We start from the raw sequence: 22,733 nt of genomic DNA on the forward strand, positions 1-22,733 counted from the left end.
TTCCGCCGCCGAAAACGGCCAGTGTAGCCTACACCGTCACGACGGATCACAGGGAGGCCGGGAGGCCCGGAGGCACAGCTTCTTGTCACGACGGATCACAGGAGGTTCGGAGGCACGGAGCGCGCCCCTCGACGGATACGACGGATGACAGGAGGAGCGGAGACACGGAGGAAGCTTCTCGTCACGACGGATCACAAGAGGTTGGGAGGCACGGAGGCATGCCCTCACGACAGACACGACGGATCACAGGAGGTTCGGAGGCACGGAGCGCGCCCCTCACGACGGATACGACGGATGACAGGAGGAGCGGAGACACGGAGGAAGCTTCTCGTCACGACGGATCACAGGAGGTTGGGAGGCACGGAGGCGTGCCCCTCACGACGGACACGACGGATCACAGGAGGTTGGGAGGCACGGAGGCGTGCCCTCACGACAGACACGACGGATCACAGGAGGTTGGGAGGCACGGAGGCGTGCCCTCACGACAGACACGACGGATCACAGGAGGTTCGGAGGCACGGAGGCGTGCCTCCGAGTCACGACGGATCACGCAGGAGGTTGGGAGGCACGGAGGCGTGCCCTCACGACAGACACGACGGATCACAGGAGGTTGGGAGGCACGGAGGCGTGCCCTCACGACAGACACGACGGATCACAGGAGGTTGGGAGGCACGGAGGCGTGCTCCTCACGACGGATAACAGGAGGAGTGAAGGCCCGGAGTGGAATCGTCCGGAGGGCATGGGCTTCAGGCCGTGCCGCGCGTCCCAGACTGAAGCCCGGGACCTCCGACCCTCTGCCTTTCCGCGTCTCTGTGTGATCCGGCCTCACTAACAAAGGGCTCTGTGTCTCCTGTGCCTCTGTGTAGTCCGTCGTGCGCCAACCGCAAGGCCTCTGCGTCTCCGCGCCTCTGTGTGATCCGACTTCACTGGGCCCGAGGGCTCCGAGTCTCTGTGTCTCCGTGTGATCCGTCGTGGTCGGCCGCAAGGCCTCTGCGTCTCCGCGCCTCCGTGTGATCCGACGTCACTGAGCCCGAGGGCTCCGTGTCTCTGTGTCTCCGTGTGATCCGACGTCACTGAGCTCGAGGGCTCCGTGTCTCCGTGTGATCCGTCGTGGCGGGCTACTGGCCGAAGGCGTAGAGGCGTCCGTCTCCGTCCCCGATGATGACGCGCCCGTCGGCGACAGCGGGAGAGGCCGTGAAGGGCGCGGCCGCATCGAACTCCCAGAGCTTTTTCCCGGAGGCAAGGTCCAGGACGTACAGCTTGCCGTCGCTCGAGCCTACGATGACCCGGGTGCCTGCGATCGCCGGCGAGGATTCCACTCGCGCACGGGTGGTGAACGACCAGCGCTGCTTCCCCGTCCCCATGTCGAGGGCGCGCACGTTCTTGTCACGGCCGCCCAGCACCATGGTGCCGCCATTGCCGCTGACGCTGAGGGCGGCTGACGAATAAAACGGGAACTGGCGGTCGGGATCGAGGAACCGCCACTTCACCCGTTTCGCCGCGATGTCCACCGCGACCACCTCGTTCGCGAAGGTGCCGTAGTACGCCACGCCTGCGGCGATGGCTGGCGAAGCGGCCGTGTAGGCTTGCGTGGCCAGGGACAGCACCTTGGTGCCATCACTGATACGGACGCCATGGAACACCTCGTCGCAACCGCCGAAGTACGCCACGCCGTTCCAGAGGGCCGGCGTGGAATGCACGTAGTTGTCGGTGCCCGCTTTCCAGAGGAACGCACCTGTCGCGGCGTTCAGACCATACAGATGGCCGTCGTACGATCCAATCAGCACCGTGTTGCCGGTCACCACCGGTGATGATTTGATCTCGGCCCCGGTCTTGTACGTCCAGCGCGCCTTGCCTGTGGCTGCGTCAACCGCGTGAAACACGCCCGCAAGATCCCCGATGTACACCACGCCGTTGGCGACCGCCGGTGAAGACTCGCCGATACCCAGGTCGTCAGACGTCGCCCGGTACGACCACTTCAGCTTCCCGCTGCCAGCATCAATCGCGACCAACGCGCCCCCGGACGTGCCTACATAGGCCACGCCATCAACGACGGCGGCGGAAGATTCAATGGCCGAGCCGGCCTCATACGTCCACTGCAGGCGCAAGGTAGGCGGCAGCGGGGACGCCGCCACGCCGGTCAGCGTGGGCGTATTCCTGAACTGAGACCAATTGGCGGGCTTAGGCGCGGCCGCTTGAAATGGGCCAATGAGCCAATTGGGCAGTGAGCCAGTGGGCAATGAGGCAATGCCGGTAATGGGCCCAACGACGGCAATCAGGGCAAGAGCGAGCATGGTGGCGACGAGCATCGCCCCCTGGTCGCCACGCCGCGGAATCGAGCTGCGCGTCATTGCCCCATTGCCTCACTGGCCAATTGGCTAATTGCGTTTCGCGCCCTGCTGAATCGCGAACAAGTTATTGCGTGTCATCACGAACATCGCGCCGTTGGAGGTGACGACCGTGGAGTAGACGGAACTGCCCATGTTCACTTCGTTGAGCACTTTCTTCTCGCGGCCGTGCTGGAAGACGGTGATGTCGCCGTCTTCGTCACCCAGGTAGACCTTGCCGTCCACGATCATCGGTGAGCTCCACATCGCGGCGAACATGTCGTGTTTCCAGATCTGCTTGCCGGTCTTGAGATCGATGCAGTGGAAGAATCCACTGAAGTCGGGGTAGTAGAGCAGCCCGTCCTTGATCGCCGGCGTCGAAATCGTCCGGCGAATATCGGTGTAGTGCCAGAGGCGGCCCGAGTCCGTGATGTCACCGCGCTTGGTGCCATCGATGGCGTACAGGTGCCCCACGCCTTCACCGTGCTCGGGGTCCTGGCCATTCGCGACGTACACCACGTTTTCGTAGATCACCGGCGTGGCGATGATTTCGTTGCGCGTCTTCGGCCAGACGGAGTCTTTCGGGTTGGAGTCGAACTCCCACAATTTTTTGCCCGACAGGGCTTCGTAGCCGCGGATCCAGCCATCGCCCTGCCCGTGCACCACCTGCACGACGCCGCCGATGGTGCCCACCGTGGGCGTGGACCACTGGCCGTGCAGGACCTTGTCGCCCGGCGATGCGTCCTCCCACACCAGTTTTCCAGTCGTGCGATCGAGCGCGATGATGGCCGGCGCGTTCGGCGACGGGATGTTCACATGGCTTTCGTCCTGGCCGTTGCCGGTCGAGACATACAGCAGGTTCTGATAGAAATTCGGCGACGAGTTGGCAAGGTTGTGCGGGAAGGCGCCGACCTCTTCCATCATGTCGTACTGCCAGACCACGTCCGGGTCGTGTTTGCCGGTGAGTGTCTCGGTCTTGAACTCGCCGTCGTTTTCGTTGTCGTGGAAGCCCTGAATGTCGGCGGCAACGACCACGCCGCGGTTGGACACGAAATACGCGATCTCGCCGATCACGAGCGGCGACGACGCGATGCCCTGGAAGGGCCAGTCGTTTGCGCGCCCCGACGTCAGCTTTTCGTAGGTGGCCTGCCACAGGAACTCGCCCGTTGATTCGCGGAAGGCCATCAGCACGCCTCGGTCGCCGGCTTGTTTGGGGTCGCGTGTGGCTTCGTTGTTCGTGCCCACAAGCACCACGCCGCCCGCCACCACGGGGTTGCCGTAACTCTGGGAGCCGAGCGCGGCCACCCACTTGATGTTCTCTCCCGTCTTCACGTCCCAGGTCGAAGGCATCCCGGTGGCGTCCGACACCATGTTGCGGTCGGGTGACCCGCCCCACATGTGCCACTCGGTCACACCTTTGCCGGCCCCAGACGACGCAGTGGTGGCCACCAACGCACACAACACGACGAGCGAAAGTTTCTTCATCACGTGATTCCTACTGATTCCTGTAGACCTTGAAGTTGTCGAAAAACACGTCGGAGATGCCGTCGCCGTACAGGCCGGGCGCACCGGAGCGGTGGGGAATGCGGTCCACCTTTTCGATGGTCCACGCCGCAGGCTCGGCCTGGTCGCGGGGCCAGACTTTGCCCTGCACGAGCGTGGTGCCGTCAGCCCGGTTCTCGACGCGGAGCTTCATCCGGTACCACGTGTCCACCGGCCACGTGAATTTCTCCACGCTGACCGTCATCTCGTTGGCGGCCTGCCAGGGCTGCAGCTCGATCTTCTGGTTGTTGCCGAACATCATCAGCACATAGCGCTGGTTGATGAGGCCCACGTCACCGCGCTGCCTGCGCATCACGAGGCCGCGCACGTCGGCCTCCACGGTGTAGTTGGACCACTCGGGCCGTCCCATCATCAGCTTCGTACGGCGGCCCACGGTGTCGTCGCGAGGACGCACCAGCACGCCGCTGCCGTCCAGTTCACGAGGGAGGGCCTTCATGTTCGACGTCCACCACGCGGGCGTCGCCTTGAGGCCGTCGAAGTCGTAGGACCAGGGCAGCGCGGGAATCACGCGCACTCTCGCCTGTCCCGTGATGGGGCCGTCCGCGCCGGCCACAGCCGCCTTGACGTAGCCCGCCGCGCCACCACCGGGCGCCACGAAGGCGCCATCGGCGCCAATCGTTCCCGCCAGCTGATCGGTGGTCCACGTCACCTCGCCCGCCTTGGCTTCGCGAATGAACACACCGTTGGCATCAAAGAGTCGTGCGACAAAAGACTGTTTGTCACCCGGGTTGAGGAGCGCTTCGTACGGAAACACCTGCACCGCTGCGATCGGAGCCGTCGAAGCAGCAGGCCTCGCGGCCGTTGGTGACGCGCCTGCGGTAGTTGCCTGTTTCGGTCCAATCGCGTACACGCGTTCCATCGACGTCACATACACACGGCCGTTCGCCACTGCAGGAGACGCCACGATGGGTTCGGGGTTTCCCGCCGAGCCGAGCACGTCTTCATCCAGCACTTCGACGCCCGTGGCGCTCGGCCGCAGAATGTAGAACTTGCCGTTCTCGGTGCCGACGTACAACTTGCCGTCAGCCAGCGTCGGTGATCCCTTCTGCAGAGTCCCGAGCGTCTTCTTCCAGAGTTCCTTGCCCGTGGCCAGATCGAACGCCGCGAGAATCGCGCCGTTGTCCATCCCATAGAGACGGCTGCCATCCATCACCGGCGATGCAAACGTCGGCATGAAGCCATGGGTCTTCCACTTGATCGCTGCGCCGGTTAGCACGCCTTTGCCTGTGGCATCAACGGCTGCGAGCATCCCCATTTCTGTCGTATCGATGTTCTCTTCCCCGTGGGCGATGTACACGGTGTTGTTGTGAAACAACGGGCTGTTGAGAATGGCCCGCTTGCTCACTTCAAGGCTCCACACCGGCTGGCCCGTGTTCACCTTGAGACCGTGAAACACGCCGTCCGTGCCGCCGACGATGAGCTGGCGCATGCCGTTGACGTCGGCCACGATCGGGCTCGAGTAGTTCGTGTCGTAGTGGCGCGACTGCGGCGCGCTGACCCAGATCGTCTGGCCCGTGGTCTTGTCGAAAGCGAAGTAGCGGTTGCCCGGACGGCCCAGGTCGCCCCATCCCTGCAGCAGGGTGTTGAGGATGACCATCTGGCCTTCGATGATGGGGGAGGTGGTGCGGCCGCCGTGCGTGGTGATGGCGCCGTACTCTTCGGGCAGTGACCGCTTCCAGAGGACCGCGCCCTGTGGCGACAGCGCCAGGAGTTCGGCGGACACGGTAAACATGTAGATGTTGCCGCTCTGCCGATCGACCGCGGGTGAAGCCCACGCCGCGCGGTGTTGCGGCACGTCGCTCAGGAACTGCGGCACCTTATGCTCCCAGAGCACGCGTCCGGAGTTGGCTTCCACCGCCACCAGGCGCTCCTGCGTCACGGAGACGTCGCCGACCGTTGTGGTCTGCAGATACAGGCGGTTGCCGTGAATGACTGGGGTGGATCGGCCGCCGAAGGGCAGCGTCCAGGCCAGGTTCTCTCCGGCCGGTGACCATCGCGAGGGGAGGTTGGTCTCCGGCGACGTACCGTCACGGGATGGGCCGCGCGATTCCGGCCAGTCACTCGCCAGCAGGGCGGGCGCAAGGCCCGCCGCGAACAGCACGATAAGAAGTTTGTTTCGCATGAGAGGGATGCTCCCGATTATACCGCCCGGCAGACGGGGTCAATGCAGACTACGGCCGTTTCGCAGGTCCCGTTGCACGCGTGGGACGAACCCACACCAGGCGTCGCTCAAGCCGTCAGAAACGCGGCTCAGCGCGGGTCCCTGCGGGATTTGCCGGGCGAATCTGGAACCTGGCGAGTCACGTACCGATATAATCCGCCCGCCATCCTGCTCATTGCACTCCTCAGATCGTGACTATGAATCCTTCCCGGTCTCAACAGATCATCGGCAATAGCTGCGCCGCTCTCGCCGCCCTCATCTTCCTGCTGCCGCTGCAACATTTCCTGTGGGATTGGGCGCGCAAGGAGGCAAGCAACGATCAATGGGTGACGCCCGCCCTGTACATTTTGGCTCCCCTGTGGCTGCTGTTGATGGGCGCGCTGCTCTGCGTGACCGCCAGCGGCGGATTCAACTGGATGCGACTGGGCCGGCCCATGCTTTATGCGCTCACCGTTGCGGCGGCAATTGCGCTGGCGGTCGTTTCGTTCGTGTTCATCGCCTTGTATATCCGGCCCGGATTCACGCCGCGCTTCCTCTACAGCCCGGTGATCTACCTCGTTCCACTCGCCACCGTGTTGCTCGTGGTCTTGAGCCTCAATCAGAAGCTCGCGCCCGGAATACCCACGCAGTGGTTGCATCGGTCCTGGGCGATATTCACCGGCTTGAGCCTCGTGGGCTGCGGGGTATTTTCCGGCTACTGGATCGTCAACACGGGCGTTGGGGGAGTGGTTGGCATCGCCCACCGAGTGCTCAACCCCGGTCCATCACCCGGGGAAAAACTCGCCCAGATCTCCACGCTTGATTCGGAGACCGATTTCTTAGACCTGCTCCGCTGGGCGGACCGGGATCAACCCCGCGAAGTGCGCGAAGCCGCCACCGCCCGCCTGCGCTCGAGTCCCCAGTTCCTGGAGCGCCTGTCCACCGAATTGGAAACCGGTTATGTGGAACCTGCGCTGGTGTTCCTTCGCGACGCCACGCTGACTCCCGCCGAACACGCCCGGTTCGCCCGACCCGCGCGTCAGGCCTTGCAGCGTTGGGTGGACCGCATACCCGCGCCCAACTACACGACGAAGGCACACCTCAGGGACCTGAAGCGCTGGGGCACGGATATGTTTCGCGTCCTCCCCGAAAAATTCGCCGGCACCGGTGAGGATTTCACCTCGGTCCTGGACGACTTCAAGGACAAGGTCGAATGAATGAGGTGGATGGAGTCTCAACGGCCCGCGGTGCTGGGCAGACGCTCGCCGGCCTGGATGGCCACAGCCAGGCGATTTTCCCGCGGCGGCACGGGACAGACGTACGACGTGTTGAAGACACAGAACGGGTGATACGCGCGGTTGAAGTCCAAATCGTACAGCGTCGTTGATGTGCGTTCGAGTTCCAGGTAGCGGCCGCCCTTGTACGTTTCCGTGCCGCTGGTGAGATCGCCGAATGGCACAAACAGTCGCGTGATCGAACGTTCGCCCTCGTCGGCGAACGCGGTCAGGGTCAGGGTGGTGCCTTTCAGGGTAAACGTCAGCGTGCCCACGCGCTGCATCCGCCGCAGTTCGGTGGTGGAGGTCGGTAGTTCGATGATGAGTCGCGGCGACCGGTTTTCGTTCAGCACCGCCGGCATCCGATACGCGGGGTCGATCGGAAAGTAGGGCAGTCCGGTGAAGGCGGCCTGGTCACCGGGCAGCAGCGGCGAGTCCGCGCCCGACTTGAACATCGCATCCTTGCTGGCCCTCCACGCGAGGATGTCCTGATCGTGCGACACGTCTTCCATTGGTTGCGGGCCGGAGGTGCAGGCGGCCAGCGCGGCCGCCGCAGTCAGGGCAAAAATCAGAGTGCGACGCACACGACGATTCTACCGCGTCCCTCGGGCTTGAGAACCGGCCCGAGCTACGTACCGTTCGCACGTAGCTCGGCCTGGCCCTCAAGGGTACGTAGCTCGGCCTGTTCCTCAAGGCCGAGGCCATTACTCAGGCGAAGATGTACCCCTTCCGATCGACGATCGCGTCGGCGAGCCGGCGGCGCGCCGCGATCGTGTCCACCGGCGTGACCTTGAGCAGTCGCCGCAGCGCCGCCAGCATCGTGCGCTGCGTGTCGCCGCCGGTCATGGCCTGGATGGCGGTTCGCGCCGCAGCGTCCGCGCGCAGGCCGGCGTCGTGCGTGAGCACGGCCGCCGCATCCGCCTGGAGCGCGGCTGTCGGCGATCCTGACGCGGCCGATTGTGCGGCCCGCAGCAGCGAGCTCTCGGCCACGAACGTGTCCATCATGATGTCCGAGGCCAGCATCAGCACTTCCTGTTGTTCTTCGAGCGCCGTGCCATAGGTCTGCATCGCCAGGCCCAGCACCATGATGGCCGTCTTTTTCATGCCGGCCACAGTTCCGGCGATCAGGTCGGCGGGCGCAGTACCGCTCGTGGCCGCGCCAGCCTGGGGCGTGAGCAGTTCATCCTGCAACCGCTTGGCCGCCGCAATGATCGGCACGCCGCCCTTGAGCGCGCGTTTGATGAGCATGCCGGGCACCAGGAGCCGATTGATCTCGTTGGTGCCTTCGAAAATACGATTCACCCTGGCGTCGCGGTAGTGACGTTCAGCCGGGTAGTCACGCACGAATCCGTTGCCGCCATGAATTTGCACGTTTTCATCAAGGACGAAATCAAGCATCTCGCTGCCGGACACTTTCAGGAGCGACGCCTCGATCGCAAACTCCTCAAGCGCGGCCAGCGCCGCGGCCGGCGTGTGACCCGCGCGCGCGATCATCTCGTCGATGAGGCCCGTCGTGCGATACAGAATGCTCTCCACGCCGTACGTGCGCACGGTCATCTCGGCGAGTTTGTGGCGGATGGCGCCAAACGAGGCGATGGGTTGTCCGAACTGGCGTCGCGTCGTGGCATAGGTCGTCGACTCGCGCATCACAAATTTCGCCGCGCCGCTGCAGATGCCGGCAAGTTTCAGCCGCCCGTAATTGAGAACGTTGAACGCGATCTTGTGGCCCTTGCCCACTTCGCCGAGCAGGTTCTCTGCCGGTACGCGCGCGTCCTGCAGCACCAGGGGAGCCGTGGACGAGCCGTGCAGGCCCATCTTGTGTTCTTCCTTACCGGGCAACACGCCGGGAAACGAGCGCTCCACGATGAACGCGGAGAACTGTTCGCCATCCACTTTGGCAAACACGATGTAGAGATCGGCAAAGCCGCCGTTGGTGACCCACATCTTCTCGCCGTTCAGCAGCCACGAGCCGTCTGGCTGGCGCACGGCCTTCGCGCGAGCCCCGAGCGCATCCGACCCCGACCCCGCTTCACTCAGACAGTAGGCACCGACAATGTCGCCCGAGACGATGCGGGGGAGGTACTTGTGCTGTTGCGCCTCGCTGCCGAAACACAGGATGGGGATGATCGCGAGGCCCGTCTGGGCGCCGAACGTGGTGGAGAACGACGCGCTGCCGCCCATGCCTTCACCCACCACCACTGCCGCGGCCTTGTCGAGGCCGATGCCGCCGAACGCTTCGGGCACATCCGTGCCGAGCAGCCCAAGGTCACCGGCGCGTTTCACCAGCGCCCTGGCCAGCGTCCAGTCTTTCTGCTCAAGCCGCTCAAGGGCCGGCAGAATCTCTTTCACGACAAACTCTTCGGCGGTTTTCGCCATGAGTCGGTGTTCGTCGGACAGGCGTTCCGGCGTCAGCACGTCTTGTGGCGCGGTGGAGTCGAGCAGCCAGTCGGCGCCCCGGCGAACAGCAGATGTTGTGGTCATGATGGCCTCAGGCAGAAAGACGTTCGAAGATGGCGGCAGCGCCCATGCCGCCGCCCACACACATGGTGACCAGGCCGTACCGGCCCTGTCGCCGGCGCAGCTCGTACAACAGCGACGTGGTCAGGCGCGCGCCCGTGCAGCCCAGAGGATGCCCCAGCGCAATGGCGCCGCCATTCACATTCAGGCGATCGGGATCGATCGGCAGCACCTGCGTACACGCCAGCACCTGCGCCGCAAACGCTTCGTTGAGTTCCACCAGGTCCATCGCGTCAAGCGTGAGCCCGCTCTTCGACAGCACTTTGCGGATGGCCGGCACTGGTCCAATGCCGAACATTTCCGGCTTCACGCCGGCGGTGGCGTAACCCACGAACCTCGCCAGCGGCGTCAATCCGAGCGCCTGTGCCCGGCCGCACTCATGACAATGACCGCGGCTGCCGCGTCGCTGGTCTGCGACGAATTGCCAGCGGTGACCGTGCCCTGCACGTGGAATGCCGGTCGAAGTCCTGCCAGCGCGGCGACTGACGTATCCCGCCGCGGTCCCTCATCAACCCCCATCGTTACCGTCCCGGTGAGCGTGTGAACGTCCACAGGGACGATCTCGTCGGTGAAACGGCCCGCGTCGATCGCCGCGATCGCCCGCGCGTGGCTTTGCAGGGCGAATGCATCCTGCGCTTCGCGTGTGATCTGGCTCTCGCGCGCGTGGTTCTCGGCCACGAGGCCCGTGCTCAAATACACGTCAGGGTAGTCGCGCACGAGCGTCGGGTTCGGCGCCACTTTGTGGCCGCCCATCGGCACCAGGCTCATGGACTCGGTGCCGCCCGCGATGATGACGTCGGCGGCGCCCACCATGATTCGGCCGGCAGCCTGTGCGATGGCTTCCAGGCCCGACGCGCAGAACCGGTTCACGGTCACCGCGGAGGCCGAGACGGGTATGCCCGCGCGCAGACTCGCGATGCGCGCCACGTTGAGGCCCTGCTCGGCTTCCGGCATGGCACAGCCGAGGATCACATCCTCAACTTCGGCGGGGTCCAGATTCGGGACGCGTCGCAGTACCTCCGCCAGCACCAGCGACGCGAGATCGTCCGGCCGGGTCGTGCGAAACATGCCCTTGGGGGCGCGTCCGATCGGGGTGCGTACGGCGGCGACGACCACTGCGTCAATCATGAGAAGTCTCCCAGCAGGTCTTCGAGGGCGTCTCCCACTTCACGACCCTGTCCATCAAACAGATGCGACGCACCGTCTACCACCACCAGCTCCTTCGGCTCGTGGCAGCGCGCGTAAAACGCGCGGAGGTCCTTCAGCGGGCACAGTTCATCAAGTTCGCCCTGCACAAAAAACTTCGGCTTCGTGCTCTCGAGCGTCTGCGTGAAGTCGTATCCCTCGCGCGTCACTGGAGGCGCCACGGCGATGAGTGCCGACACGCGCGGGTCACTCGCTCCCGTTTCGAGGGCAATCCACGAGCCGAATGAAAACCCCGCGGCCCAGAGCGGCACGCCGGGAAATCGATCGTGCATCTCGTTGAGCGCTGCGCGGTAGTCATCCACTTCGCCGCGCCCCTGATCGAAGGCGCCTGCGCTGGCGCCCACACCCCGGAAGTTGAACCGCAGCACCGCACACCCGGCGCGCACAAGGCCCTTGGCCCCGTGATAGACGGCGCGCGTGTGCATGGTGCCGCCGTACGACGGGTGTGGATGTCCAAACACAACGGCCGCGCGCAGCGGCGCGGAGGCGGGCGGCACGTCGAGCAACGCTTCAAGCGGACCGGCGGGACCTGGAATCGTCAGCTGCATTGCCTCATGGCCTCACAATCAGTTGCATCGAGGAACTCATGTACGAGAACGGAAAAATCGTCGGGCCGAGAGACCACGCCGATATGGCCGGTCCGCGAGAGTCGTGAAAACGTCGAGCCGGGAATCAGGGTCAGATAGTGCAGCGTGCTCTGCACCGGCACCACGCGATCGAGCTTGGGCTCGCCGGTGATGAGATGTGTGGGCGCCGTGATGCGTGCGCACTCGGACGCGATGTCCGTCGCCTGCCAGGCGTGCACCCATCGCGCCATCTTCCGCGGGGACGCCGGATGGGTCAGCACCTGCCAGACGTACTCGGCGGTGAACGCGACGCGCCCGCGCCACGTGGGTTTCGCCGCGAAAATCTCGGGCGCCAGTCGCCGCACCCCACGAATCGCAAACAGCGGCAGTTTCGTGATGGGGCTCTTCACCATGTCTCGATCGAGTGGGCCAAGCCGCATCTGGGGCGATGGCGATGAGACCAGCACCAGGGCGCCGACGCGATTCGGATACCGTGCGGCGAAGCGCGCCGCCACCAACCCGCCGAACGACACGCCGACGAGCACGACGGGTGCGCCTCCTGCGCGGTCAATCAACCGATTGATCGTGGCCATCCACTGCTCGAACGGATCGCCGGTGCCGTCTTCGTCGTTGAGCGAAAAGGTCCACACGCCACCTTCGCCCAATGGGCTCCGCCGGGCCAGCGCGTCAATCGCCGGGCGCATCCATTCCCATCGGCCTTGAATGCCGGGAATGATCACGATTGGAAGCGAATCGAGGGGCATCTAGTTTCTCAACGTCTTCCCGGTTTTCAACGTGTACGCGATCCGTTCGAGCGTCTTGGGCTCTCCGCACAAGCTCAGGAAGGCCTCACGTTCAAGGTCGAGGATTTGATCTTCTGAAAGAGTGGTTGCGTGCGGGACGTTGCCGCCCGTCAGGATCCACGCGAGTTTGCGGCCGATGACCACGTCGTGATCGCTGAGCCGGCCGGCGCGCCAGGCGAGGTGAACGCCAAGTGACAACGTCGCAAACGCCGTGGGGCCGCCCACCGGGATTGCGGCGCGCCGCGCCGGCGCCTGGTAGCCCGCGCGCGCCAGACCCAGAGCGACGGCTTTTGCATCGGTGATGAGCCGTTCGCGGTTCATCGAGATGCCGTCAGATTTCTGCAAATACCCAAGCCGCTTCGCATCCGGGCCACTCGTTGAGACCTTGCCGAAGCCGATGGTCTCAAACGCCACTTGCGCGTCAGGTTGTCGCAGCATCATCTCTTTCGTGCCGCCGCCCGCGGGGATCAGGCCGACGCCCACCTCGACCAGGCCCATGTAGGTTTCGGCTGCCGCCTGTACGCGGTCGCCGTGCAGGCTCAGTTCGCATCCGCCACCAAGCGTCAGGCCGCCTGGCGCGATGACCACGGGCACCGCCGCCGTCTTGAGCGCCATCGTCGCGCCCTGGAAGGCGCGGATCATCAGGTCCACCTCGTCCCAGTTGCCTTCCTGGGCCTCGAGCAGGAGCAACATCAGGTTGGCGCCGGCCGAGAAGTTCGGCGCGTCGTTGCCCACCACCAGGGCCTCAAAGTTGGCCTCCGCCTCGCGCACGCCCGCCTGCAGCATGGCGATCGAGTCGCCACCGATGGCGTTCATCTTGGAGTGGAACTCCACGCAGAGGCATCCGTCGCCCACGTCGATCAGGCTCGCGCCTTCGTTGGTCGCGACGATGGCGCCTCGATCACGCGCGGATTGAAGAATCAGCAGGTCAGGTGCCGCGGCGGGGAGCCGGCCTTCGCGGAACCGCGCGCGCCCCTGCAGCATCGCGGGGCGTTCGGTCACGCCGCAGGCGGCCAACACGTTGTCCACGCCAATCGCGTCCCACAATTCGAATGGGCCGAGGTCCCAGCCGAAACCCCAGCGCATGGCGCGATCAATGTCGTTGATGTCGTGCGCAATGTCGTCCGCGATTCGCGCGGCGTAGAGCAGCGTCGGTCCGAGCGTGCGTCGCAGGAGGTCGCCGGTCTTGTGTTTGCCCAGGAAGAGATCGCGGGTGCGGGCGCCGGTGTCCGTGGTGCCACGTGCGGCGTCCAACTCCGGGAGGCGCACGGACTGTTTCTCGCGATACGTCAATGACGCGGGGTCGAGAGTCAGAATCTCAGTGGCGCCCGCGGTGCGCGTCTTTTTGTAGAAGCCCTGACCCGTCTTGTCGCCCAGCAGTCCGCGCTCGAGCATGGCGGCCACAAACGGTGGCGGCACAAACGCGCGGCGGTCTTCCTCCTGGGGAAGGCGCACCGACAGATCGTGCGCAACCTTGGCGAGGATATCGAGGCCCGCGATATCCACGGTGCGGAACGTGGCACTCTTGGGCCGGCCGATGATCGGTCCGGTCATGGCGTCCACTTCTTCAATCGACACACTGCCGTCGGCCACGGCATCGAGCAACCGCACGACGCCGAAGAGGCCGAGGTGATTGGCGATGAAGGCCGGCGTGTCTTTCGCCTCAACGACGCCTTTGCCCAGCAGGTCATCAAGCCAGCCGCGCACGCGCGCCGTGACTGCCGGGTCGGTGTCGGCGGTGGCGATGAGTTCCACCAGCCGCAGGTATCGGGGCGGGTTGAAGAAGTGTGTGCCCGTCCAGTGGCGCCTGAATCCTTCCGAGCGTCCCTCTGCGACCAGTGCCAGCGGAATACCCGACGTGTTGGACGAGACCACGGCGTGTGGCGCGCGCACGGCATCGATGCGCTCGGCCAGGGCCTGTTTGACGCCAAGGTTCTCGATGACGGCTTCGAGAATCCAGTCGACGGTGGCGAGCGGTGACAGGTCATCCAGGCTGCCGGTGTGGATGAGTGCCGCATTGTCTGGCACAAAAAACGGATCGGGCTTGAGCCCGCGTGCCCGCGCCAGGCCGGCGGCGGCCGCTTCAGCGGTCACATCAAGGAGGTGAACGGGGATGCCGGCATTGGCCAGGTGCGCCGCAATCTGCGCACCCATCGTGCCCGCGCCAAGGACCGCTGCGGAACGAAGGCGGTGCGTCATGATGCGCTCACTCCGTGCAGGAACACATCCACCACCGCATCCGCATCGTCGGCCAGCGTGTAGCGGCGGTCAGAGAGGATCCAGTTGGTGGCCATTTCGTCGAGGGCGCCGAAGAAGACTTTGGCGGCGAGCGTGGCGGGGACCTGTGCGCGAAAGGCGCCGCGCGCCTGGCCGTCGGCGATGGTGTCGCGAATGAGGCCGAGGTAGTCGCGCAGCCGCGACGTCGAGAGGCGCGCCATGAATTTCGTGGACTGCCGCAGCTCCACCTGAAACACCACCGCGAGGTCGCGGTCGCTTCCCAGGCGCGCGAGATGGAGGTGTGCGATGCGGCGCAAGCGGGCGGTCGGGTCGTCGATGGTCGCCAGGGTCTCGCGGCCTTCGCGGATGGCGTCCTGCATGGTGCGATCGAACACGCTGATCAGCAGTTCGTCCTTGCTGCGGAAGTAGAGGTAGACGGTGCCGGCGGCGATTCCGGCCCGGCGTGCGATGTCGGCGACCTGTGCGCCGAAGAACCCGCGCTCGGCGAACACGCGCGTGGCGGCGTCAAGGATGAGGACGCGTTTGTCGGCGTCGGGGGCGGGTGGGCGTGGCATGCGGAGGGTGCGGGCCATATGCTGAATGAATGTTCATTCATTTCACGACCAATCGTCAAGGTTGTAATGGCAGTTGTAACAGAGGTCGTCGACGGTCGTAGTTAGGGGCATGTTAGACGCGGCCCAGCAGCAACTTCTGGTGACTCGGCTCAACCGGGTCGAGGGGCAGGTACGCGGGATCCGGCGGATGGTGCAGGAGCCCCGTCTGTGTGTGGAGATCCTGCAGCAGCTCTCGGCGGCCGAGGCCGCTTTGAATCGAATCAGTCTGGCCGTCCTGCGGACGCACGTCGAACAGTGCGTCCCGTCGGGCGTCGAACAGGGCCGAGAAGAAGGCCAGGCCCGTTTGAAGGAACTGGTCGACATTTTCGACCGGTTCTCCTGAAGACCGGCCGCGGCCGGACGTTCCCGCACCCCTATCCGCCCGTTTGATCACGCCTTTCTTTGATCACGCCTTTCCTCGTAGGGCGGCCTGAACCTCAAGGCCGCCGACAGCCGCGGCGTTGAGGCCCACGCCGCGCTACGACAGGGCAGAAATCTGCCTGTTTTCGGCCAAATTGTCCGTTTCTTGACGTACTCCCTACTCCACGATAGTATCCGCGCCATTACAACAGCTTGGCTGGTGATGGGGGTTTGACCCTCTTCGCACATTGCGTGTGCGGTTGTGAACGGGTTCGACGTGAACCTGACCCTGCAGTGACTGATGGAGGAGAAAAGGATGATGCGAGTCTTTCGAGTGATGGCATTTGCCGTTGTAGCGACGGTGATGATGACCGGAGCGGCCCTGGCCCAGGGTTCGATCTTCGGAAAAGCGACTGACACGTCCGGCGGTGTGTTGCCGGGAGTGACCGTAACCGTGGCGGGACCGGCGCTGCAGGCGCCGCTCGTGGTGGTGACCGGCAGCAGTGGCGCGTACCAGTTTCCGTCGGTGCCGAACGGGACATTTTCCGTTTCGTTTGAACTGAGCGGCTTCAAGAAAGTCGTGCGCAACGGCGTTGTGATTACCAGCGGGTTCAACGCGCCCATCGACATGAAGATGGAAGTCGGTGCGATGTCGGAAGAACTCACCGTCTCGGCGGCGGCCCCCGTGGTCGACACGAAGAAGACCACATCGGGTGCGACGTTCACGTCGGAGATCCTTGAGAAGATTCCGACCGCGCGTGACCCCTGGCAGATCATCAATATGACCCCGGGCGTGCAGGCCGGCCTCAACGTCGGCGGCTCGTCGTCGGGCCAGCAGGTGGGTCTGGCGTCGCGCGGCACGGGCGCGAGCGTGCAGTGGAACCTGGAAGGCGGGTCGATCACGGACCTGTCGTCGAACTCGTCGCCCAGCTACTTCAACTTTGACTCGTTCGACCAGATCTCGGTCACGAACGGCGGCGGCGACGTCTCCGTGCAGTCGTCGGGCCTGTCGATCAACCTGGTGACCAAGAGCGGCAGCAACGTGTTCAAGGGCTCGGCCGTCGGCACGTTCCAGAACGACAAGATGCAGAACAACAACGTGACCGAGACGCAGTTTGCGCGCGGCACGGGCGGCTTCTTGTCAGGTGCGCCGATCAAGAAGATCTACAACATCTCGGGCGAGTACGGCGGCCCGATTGTGAAGAACCGGCTCTGGTGGTGGGCCGCGGCCGACAAGCAACTCATCGACGCCGGCGTCGTGAACTACTTCGATCGCGCCCGCGCGGAGTGCGTGGGTTATGCCGACGCCCAGCGCGCGGGTTCGCTGCTGACCGGCGGTACCTTGACGTATGCCAACCTCGAGCAGGTGCAGGACTGCCTCTCGAGCGACAAAACGATCATCAAGAACAAGCAGGGCAAGCTGAACTACCAGCTGAACGCGTCGCACAAGTTCCAGTACTTGTTCATGAGCGACAACAAGTTCCGCAACGCGCGCGGCGCGTCAGCGAACACCGAGAAGGAAGCGGTTACGATTCAGACGTCCGAGACGTACTGGAAGTACTTCCCGCTCCCGACCCACCAGCTCACGCACACGTTCATCGCGAGCGACCGGCTCGTGTTCAACACGGCGTTCACGAAGGTGTTCGGCGGCTTCTTCCTGGACTACCAGGACACGCAGGGCGACTGCGGCGGCACGCGGTACAGCGGATCGAGCGACATCTCGTCGTACCCGCAAGCGGCCAAGCCCACCTGCATGTTCAACATCCAGCCACAGACGATCCAGACCACGGGCAACCTGAGCCGGTCGTTGGGTGCGTCGTATCAGACGGTGCGGCCGTCGCTGGACCTCAAGACGGACGGCACCTACTTCCTGACCAACGTGCTCGGCGGCGACCACAGCTTGAAGTTCGGCGTGGGCTACCGCAAGAACCCGATCACGTCGTTCTCGCACGAGAGTGGCGGCGGCCGGGCCGTGGTGCAGTGCGTCGGCAATACGCTCGCGAACTGCGGCGATGCCAAGACCTACGTGGCCGTGGGCTCCGCGACAGGCTTGGTGCCCCGCAATGCCAACCTGAATCGCGACTCGGTGTTGAACAATGACTGGTGGTCGTACAACGGCTACATCCAGGATTCGTACAGCTACAAGCGGCTGCGCGTGAACGCCGGCCTGCGTTACGACTGGCAGCAGTCGAAGTGGATGGGCGGCTGCGTGACGGCGAACGTGCTGGTGCCGACACTCCTGCCGGCGCAGTGTGACGAAGCGACGTCAAGCGGCCTGAGCCCAATCACGGGCCAGGTGGAAGAGATTCGACCCTTCTCGACGTGGTCGCCCCGCATGTCGTTGACCTACGACGTATTCGGCAACGGCAAGACCGCGCTGAAGGCCACGGGGTCGTTTTATTACGCCACGAAGATCACGCTGGCCAACGCGCTGTCCGGTCTGCCGACCACTGTCGGCCTGACCTGGGGCGCCAACCAGACGAGCGGTGCGTGCGCCACGGCCGCGGGCGCGACCTGCTGGACCGACGCGAATCGTGACGGGTTTGTCCAGACGGGGGAGCTCATCGGCGTCCCAACCGGACCGAGCAACTTCATTAACGGTGTGTTGCAGCCCGGAGGCAACATCGTGTCAGACGCCGCGCAGCTGGCCCGGACGCGGGAAATGACGCTCGGCGTGTCGCACGAGCTCATTCCGAACCTGGCGGTGGGTGCCGACTACATCTACCGACGTTACGATCGTGGTACGCAGGGATACGTCCTCGGCTACGAGCCAGGGGCCGCGGGCTTCCCGGTGTCGAGCATCTACAACACGACCCCGCTGGTCTATACCGACACCGTCACCGGCAAGACGGCGAACTACTACACGGTACAGCAGGGGCTGACGCGGCCGACCGGTCAGACGGTCACCGCGTTGAACCTTGACTATCAGACGTACCAGGGCGTGGACCTGACCCTGAACAAGCGCTACAGCGACAAGTGGCAGCTGAACATCGCAGTCACGATCCAGAAGCGCAACGACTACGACGAGTACTTCACGAACCCGACCGGTGTGGACCTGTTTGATGGCATCAACACGGGCACGCGGTATCTGGTGAAGGTCAACGGCAGCTATGACCTGCCCTGGGGCATCATGGCGTCCACGAACTTCAACATGAACGACGGCGCGAACCGCGACCTGGCCATCAACGGTCCAGGCCAGGTGTACGGCGGCACGTCAGGCACGATCAACTACGCCTCGCTCAACTTCCAGGCAGGCGGGACGACTCGTCTGGAGCGGACGATGCTGTGGGACGCGGGCCTGAACAAGACGTTCACGTTCCGCGGCGGCCAGAACCGCGTGAAGGTCACGCTCGACGGGTTCAACATCCTGAACGCGGCGCCCGTCCTCGGCTTCTCGAGCAACAACATCAGCTCGCTCGGCACGACGGCGAACCCGGTCATTCCGGCCGAACGCATCAGCTCGATCCTGCCGCCGCGGGTCTTCCGCGCAGGCGTGACGATCTGGTTCTAACAACGGCGTAGTCCGCCGAAGCCTCGCCGTAGCCCCTAGGGCGTAGGCGGGAGAAAACAGACCGGCCCCGGACACTTGTGTCCGGGGCCGTTTTTTTATGTCCGACTGCGGTCAGAGAGTCTTGACCACCTTGCAGCGCAGCACTAGCCTGCTCCTACCGTTCCAATGATCCGGCTGTCGTCAAAGTGCATCTCGCTCCGACGGCAGCTGACTTCCTTGTGACGGATGGAGGAGAAAAAACTGATGATGCGAGTGTTTCGGGTGATGACGTTCGCCGCCGTGGCGACCGTGATGATGACTGGAGCGGCCCTGGCGCAGGGGTCGATCTTCGGGAAAGCGACTGACACGTCCGGTGGTGTGCTGCCGGGAGTGACCGTGACCGTGAGCGGGCCTGCACTGCAGGCGCCGTTGGTGGTGGTTACTGGCAGCAGTGGTGCGTACCAGTTTCCGACGGTGCCGAACGGGACATTTTCTGTTTCGTTTGAACTGAGCGGCTTCAAGAAAGTTGTTCGCAATAACATTGTGATTAGCAGCGGGTTCAACGCGCCCATCGACATGAAGATGGAAGTCGGCGCGATGTCGGAAGAACTCACCGTCTCGGCCGCGGCCCCCGTGGTCGACACGAAGAAGACCACGTCGGGTGCGACGTTCACGTCGGAAATCCTCGAGAAGATTCCGACGGCGCGTGACCCGTGGCAGATCATCAACATGACCCCGGGCGTGCAGGCCGGTCTCAACGTCGGCGGCTCGTCGTCGGGCCAGCAGGTGGGTCTGGCGTCGCGCGGCACGGGCGCGAGCGTGCAGTGGAATCTGGAAGGCGGGTCGATCACGGACCTGTCGTCGAACTCGTCCCCGAGCTACTTCAACTTCGACTCGTTCGACCAGATCTCGGTCACGAACGGCGGCGGCGATGTGTCGGTGCAGTCGTCGGGCCTGTCGATCAATCTGGTGACCAAGAGCGGCAGCAACGTGTTCAAGGGCTCGGCCGTGGGCACGTTTCAGAACGACAAGATGCAGAACAACAACGTGACCGAAGCGCAGTTTGCGCGGGGCACGTCGGGCTTCCTGTCGGGCGCGCCGATCAAGAAGATCTACAACATCTCGGGTGAGTACGGCGGCCCGGTGGTGAAGAATCGTCTCTGGTGGTGGGTGGCGGCCGACAAGCAGCTCATCGACGCAGGCGTCGTGAACTACTTCGACCGTGCCAGGGCGGAGTGCGTGGGTTATGCCGACGCGCAGCGCGCGGGCTCCTTGCTGACGGGCGCCAACGCCATCACGTATGGTGACCTCGAGACGGTGCAGGATTGCCTGTCGAGCGACAAGACGGTCATCAAGAACAAGCAGGGCAAGCTGAACTACCAGCTGAACGCGTCGCACAAGTTCCAGTACCTGTTCATGAGCGACAACAAGTTCCGCAACGCGCGCGGCGCGTCGGCGAACACCGAAAAGGAAGCGGTCACGATCCAGACGTCTGAAACGTACTGGAAGTACTTCCCGCTCCCGACGCACCAGCTGACGCACACGTTCATCGTGAGCGACCGGCTCGTGTTCAACACCGCGTTCACGAAAGTGTTCGGCGGATTCTTCCTCGACTACCAGGACTCGCAGGGCGCCTGCGGCGGCACGCGGTACACCGGGTCCACCGACCTGGCGTCGTATCCGCAGTCGGCGAACCCGAACTGCATGTTCAACATCCAGCCCCAGACCATCCAGACCACCGGCAACCTGAGCCGGTCGCTGGGCGCGTCGTACCAGACGGTACGGCCGTCGCTGGACCTCAAGACGGACGGCACGTACTTCCTGACCAACGTGCTGGGCGGCGACCACAGCTTGAAGTTCGGCGTGGGCTACCGCAAGAACCCGATCACCTCGTTCTCGCACGAGAGCGGCGGCGGCCGGGCCGTGGTGCAGTGCGTCGGCAATGCGCTGGCGAACTGCGGCGATGCCAAGACGTATGTGGCGGTGGGCTCGGCGACCGGCCTGGTGCCGCGCAACGCCGTGCTGCAGCGTGATTCCCTGCTGAACAACGACTGGTGGTCGTACAACGGCTACATCCAGGACTCCTACAGCTACAAGCGCCTGCGTGTGAACGCGGGCCTGCGCTACGACTGGCAGCAGTCGAAGTGGATGGGTGGCTGCCTGACCGCGAACGTGCTGGTGCCGACGATGCTGCCGGCGCAGTGTGACGAAGAAACGTCGAGCGGTTTGAGCCCGATCACTGGTCAGGTGGAAGAGATCCGGCCGTTCTCGAACTGGTCGCCCCGCATGTCGCTGACGTATGACATCTTCGGCGACGGCAAGACGGCCGCGAAGCTGACCGGTTCCTACTACTACGCGACGAAGATCACGCTGGCGAATGCGTTGTCCGGTCTGCCGACCACCGTCGGCCTGACCTGGGGCAACAACCAGACCAGCGGCGCGTGTGCCACGGCCGCCGGTTCCACCTGCTGGACCGACGCGAACCGCGATGGGTTCGTCCAGCCGGGTGAGCTCATCGGCACACCGACGGGACCGGCGAACTTCATTAACGGCGTGCTGCAGCCCGGCGGCAACCTGGTCTCCGAAGATGCCCAACTCGCTCGCACGCGGGAATTCACCGCGGGTCTGTCACACGAACTGATTGCCAACCTGGCGGTGGGCGCCGACTACATCTACCGGCGTTATGACCGTGGCACGCAGAACTACGTGCTGGGTTACGAGCCTGGCGCGGCGGGGTACCCGGTGTCGAACATCTACAACACCACCCCGAGCGTTCACACGGACACGATCACCGGCAAGACGGCGAACTACTACACCGTGCAGCAGGGGCTGACCCGGCCGACCGGGACAACCGTCACGGCGACGAACCCGGACTACCAGACGTACCAGGGCGTGGACCTGACGCTGAACAAGCGCTACAGCGACAAGTGGCAGTTCAACGTGGCGCTGACGATCCAGAAGCGCAACGACCAGGATGTCTACTTCACCAACCCGACGGGTGTGGACCTCACACAGGGCCTCAACACCCAGTCGCGGTACCTGCTGAAGGTCAATGGCAGCTATGACCTGCCGTGGGGCGTCATGGCGTCCACCAACTTCAACATGAATGATGGCGCGCAGCGGACCATGCTGATTGATGGACCCGGTCAGGTCTACGGCGGCACGTCGGGCACCATCAACTACGCCACGCTCACGTTCGAGCCGGCGGACACCACACGCCTGGAGAAGACGGTCCTCTGGGATGCGGGCTTGAACAAGACGTTCACGTTCCGTGGCGGCCAGAACCGCGTCAAGGTGACGATTGATGGATTCAACGTCCTGAACTCGGCGCCCGTCCTCAGCTTCTCGAGCCAGAACATCAGCACGAGGGGAACGACGGCGAACCCGATCATTCCGGCCGAGCGCATCTCGACGATCCTCCCGCCGCGCGTTTTCCGCGCCGGCGTGACAATCTGGTTCTAACGAGGGCGTAGGCGGGAAGACATACCGGCCCCGGGCGTTTATCGCCCGGGGCCGTTTTTTTGTAACGCACACAAAACGGGGTCGACAATATACCCCTACTGGGTATAGCATCATAAATTCTCGCACTCCGCCTTGACCGAATGCGCCCACCGGCCGTAGGATGCCTCACCGTCGCAATGGTCCGATTCCGGTTA

13 protein-coding genes and 1 pseudogene are annotated in these 22,733 nt (G+C 64.2%); 4 read left to right on the top strand and 10 right to left on the bottom strand.

The features are described from left to right. Nucleotides 1-1,118 precede the first annotated feature (1,118 nt). From IPL75_03940 to IPL75_03950, 3 genes are read right to left on the bottom strand one after another with little or no spacing between them, the layout of a single operon-like run. Nucleotides 1,119-2,351, bottom strand: coding sequence for a PQQ-binding-like beta-propeller repeat protein (locus IPL75_03940; protein MBK9239414.1), 1,233 nt, complete (start codon nucleotides 2,349-2,351; stop codon nucleotides 1,119-1,121). A gap of 27 nt (nucleotides 2,352-2,378) precedes the next feature. Beyond that, a complete protein-coding gene (locus IPL75_03945; protein MBK9239415.1) occupies nucleotides 2,379-3,812 on the bottom strand; it encodes a PQQ-binding-like beta-propeller repeat protein in 1,434 nt (477 codons plus the stop codon). 10 nt (nucleotides 3,813-3,822) lie between these two features. After that, a complete protein-coding gene (locus tag IPL75_03950; protein ID MBK9239416.1) occupies nucleotides 3,823-6,012 on the bottom strand; it encodes a PQQ-like beta-propeller repeat protein in 2,190 nt (729 codons plus the stop codon). Nucleotides 6,013-6,248: 236 nt separating this feature from the next. Between IPL75_03950 and IPL75_03955 the strand changes: the two genes are divergently transcribed. Beyond that, a complete protein-coding gene (locus IPL75_03955) occupies nucleotides 6,249-7,247 on the top strand; it encodes a hypothetical protein (protein ID MBK9239417.1) in 999 nt (332 codons plus the stop codon). Between the two features lie 17 nt (nucleotides 7,248-7,264). Here IPL75_03955 and IPL75_03960 read toward each other — a convergent pair whose 3' ends face one another. From IPL75_03960 to IPL75_03990, 7 genes and pseudogenes are all read right to left on the bottom strand, one after another. Then, a complete protein-coding gene (locus tag IPL75_03960) occupies nucleotides 7,265-7,888 on the bottom strand; it encodes a DUF1684 domain-containing protein (GenBank protein ID MBK9239418.1) in 624 nt (207 codons plus the stop codon). A gap of 124 nt (nucleotides 7,889-8,012) precedes the next feature. Next, nucleotides 8,013-9,785, bottom strand: coding sequence for an acyl-CoA dehydrogenase family protein (locus IPL75_03965; GenBank protein ID MBK9239419.1), 1,773 nt, complete (start codon nucleotides 9,783-9,785; stop codon nucleotides 8,013-8,015). A 7-nt stretch (nucleotides 9,786-9,792) separates the two neighbouring features. Further along, nucleotides 9,793-10,949 (bottom strand): annotated as a pseudogene (locus tag IPL75_03970) (thiolase family protein). Then, nucleotides 10,946-11,575, bottom strand: a complete 630-nt coding sequence (locus tag IPL75_03975) for an alpha/beta fold hydrolase (GenBank protein ID MBK9239420.1) — start codon at nucleotides 11,573-11,575, stop codon at nucleotides 10,946-10,948. Before IPL75_03975 ends, IPL75_03970 begins: the two are co-directional and overlap by 4 nt. Further along, nucleotides 11,566-12,357 (bottom strand): alpha/beta hydrolase, encoded by a 792-nt coding sequence (locus IPL75_03980; protein MBK9239421.1) that lies wholly within the window; start codon nucleotides 12,355-12,357, stop codon nucleotides 11,566-11,568. The genes IPL75_03975 and IPL75_03980 overlap by 10 nt, the downstream gene beginning before the upstream one ends. Further along, nucleotides 12,358-14,595, bottom strand: coding sequence for an enoyl-CoA hydratase/isomerase family protein (locus IPL75_03985; GenBank protein MBK9239422.1), 2,238 nt, complete (start codon nucleotides 14,593-14,595; stop codon nucleotides 12,358-12,360). It abuts the gene before it with no gap. Then, entirely contained in the window at nucleotides 14,592-15,206 is a 615-nt protein-coding gene (locus tag IPL75_03990) for a TetR/AcrR family transcriptional regulator (protein ID MBK9239423.1), read from the bottom strand. Before IPL75_03990 ends, IPL75_03985 begins: the two co-directional genes overlap by 4 nt. A 91-nt stretch (nucleotides 15,207-15,297) precedes the next feature. Between IPL75_03990 and IPL75_03995 the strand changes: the two genes are divergently transcribed. The 3 genes from IPL75_03995 (at nucleotide 15,298) to IPL75_04005 (ending at nucleotide 22,539) form a co-directional block, all read left to right on the top strand. Continuing rightward, nucleotides 15,298-15,570: a metal-sensitive transcriptional regulator gene (locus IPL75_03995; GenBank protein MBK9239424.1), complete on the top strand. Its 273-nt coding sequence runs from the start codon at nucleotides 15,298-15,300 to the stop codon at nucleotides 15,568-15,570. 333 nt (nucleotides 15,571-15,903) lie between these two features. Then, nucleotides 15,904-19,098: a carboxypeptidase regulatory-like domain-containing protein gene (locus IPL75_04000; GenBank protein ID MBK9239425.1), complete on the top strand. Its 3,195-nt coding sequence runs from the start codon at nucleotides 15,904-15,906 to the stop codon at nucleotides 19,096-19,098. Between the two features lie 243 nt (nucleotides 19,099-19,341). Continuing rightward, nucleotides 19,342-22,539, top strand: coding sequence for a carboxypeptidase regulatory-like domain-containing protein (locus tag IPL75_04005; protein ID MBK9239426.1), 3,198 nt, complete (start codon nucleotides 19,342-19,344; stop codon nucleotides 22,537-22,539). Nucleotides 22,540-22,733: the final 194 nt, after the last annotated feature.

The organism is Acidobacteriota bacterium (assembly GCA_016716905.1).
In the GTDB taxonomy this organism is placed as follows: domain Bacteria; phylum Acidobacteriota; class Vicinamibacteria; order Vicinamibacterales; family SCN-69-37; genus SYFT01.

Coding starts and splice junctions, on each gene's coding strand:
- IPL75_03965 (MBK9239419.1), bottom strand. CDS start 9,785: ATGACCACAACATCTGCTGTTCGCCGGGGCGCCGACTGGCTGCTCGAC.
- IPL75_03940 (MBK9239414.1), bottom strand. CDS start 2,351: ATGACGCGCAGCTCGATTCCGCGGCGTGGCGACCAGGGGGCGATGCTC.
- IPL75_03955 (MBK9239417.1), top strand. CDS start 6,249: ATGAATCCTTCCCGGTCTCAACAGATCATCGGCAATAGCTGCGCCGCT.
- IPL75_03950 (MBK9239416.1), bottom strand. CDS start 6,012: ATGCGAAACAAACTTCTTATCGTGCTGTTCGCGGCGGGCCTTGCGCCC.
- IPL75_03995 (MBK9239424.1), top strand. CDS start 15,298: ATGTTAGACGCGGCCCAGCAGCAACTTCTGGTGACTCGGCTCAACCGG.
- IPL75_04000 (MBK9239425.1), top strand. CDS start 15,904: ATGATGCGAGTCTTTCGAGTGATGGCATTTGCCGTTGTAGCGACGGTG.
- IPL75_03975 (MBK9239420.1), bottom strand. CDS start 11,575: ATGCAGCTGACGATTCCAGGTCCCGCCGGTCCGCTTGAAGCGTTGCTC.
- IPL75_04005 (MBK9239426.1), top strand. CDS start 19,342: ATGATGCGAGTGTTTCGGGTGATGACGTTCGCCGCCGTGGCGACCGTG.
- IPL75_03945 (MBK9239415.1), bottom strand. CDS start 3,812: ATGAAGAAACTTTCGCTCGTCGTGTTGTGTGCGTTGGTGGCCACCACT.
- IPL75_03980 (MBK9239421.1), bottom strand. CDS start 12,357: ATGCCCCTCGATTCGCTTCCAATCGTGATCATTCCCGGCATTCAAGGC.
- IPL75_03990 (MBK9239423.1), bottom strand. CDS start 15,206: ATGGCCCGCACCCTCCGCATGCCACGCCCACCCGCCCCCGACGCCGAC.
- IPL75_03985 (MBK9239422.1), bottom strand. CDS start 14,595: ATGACGCACCGCCTTCGTTCCGCAGCGGTCCTTGGCGCGGGCACGATG.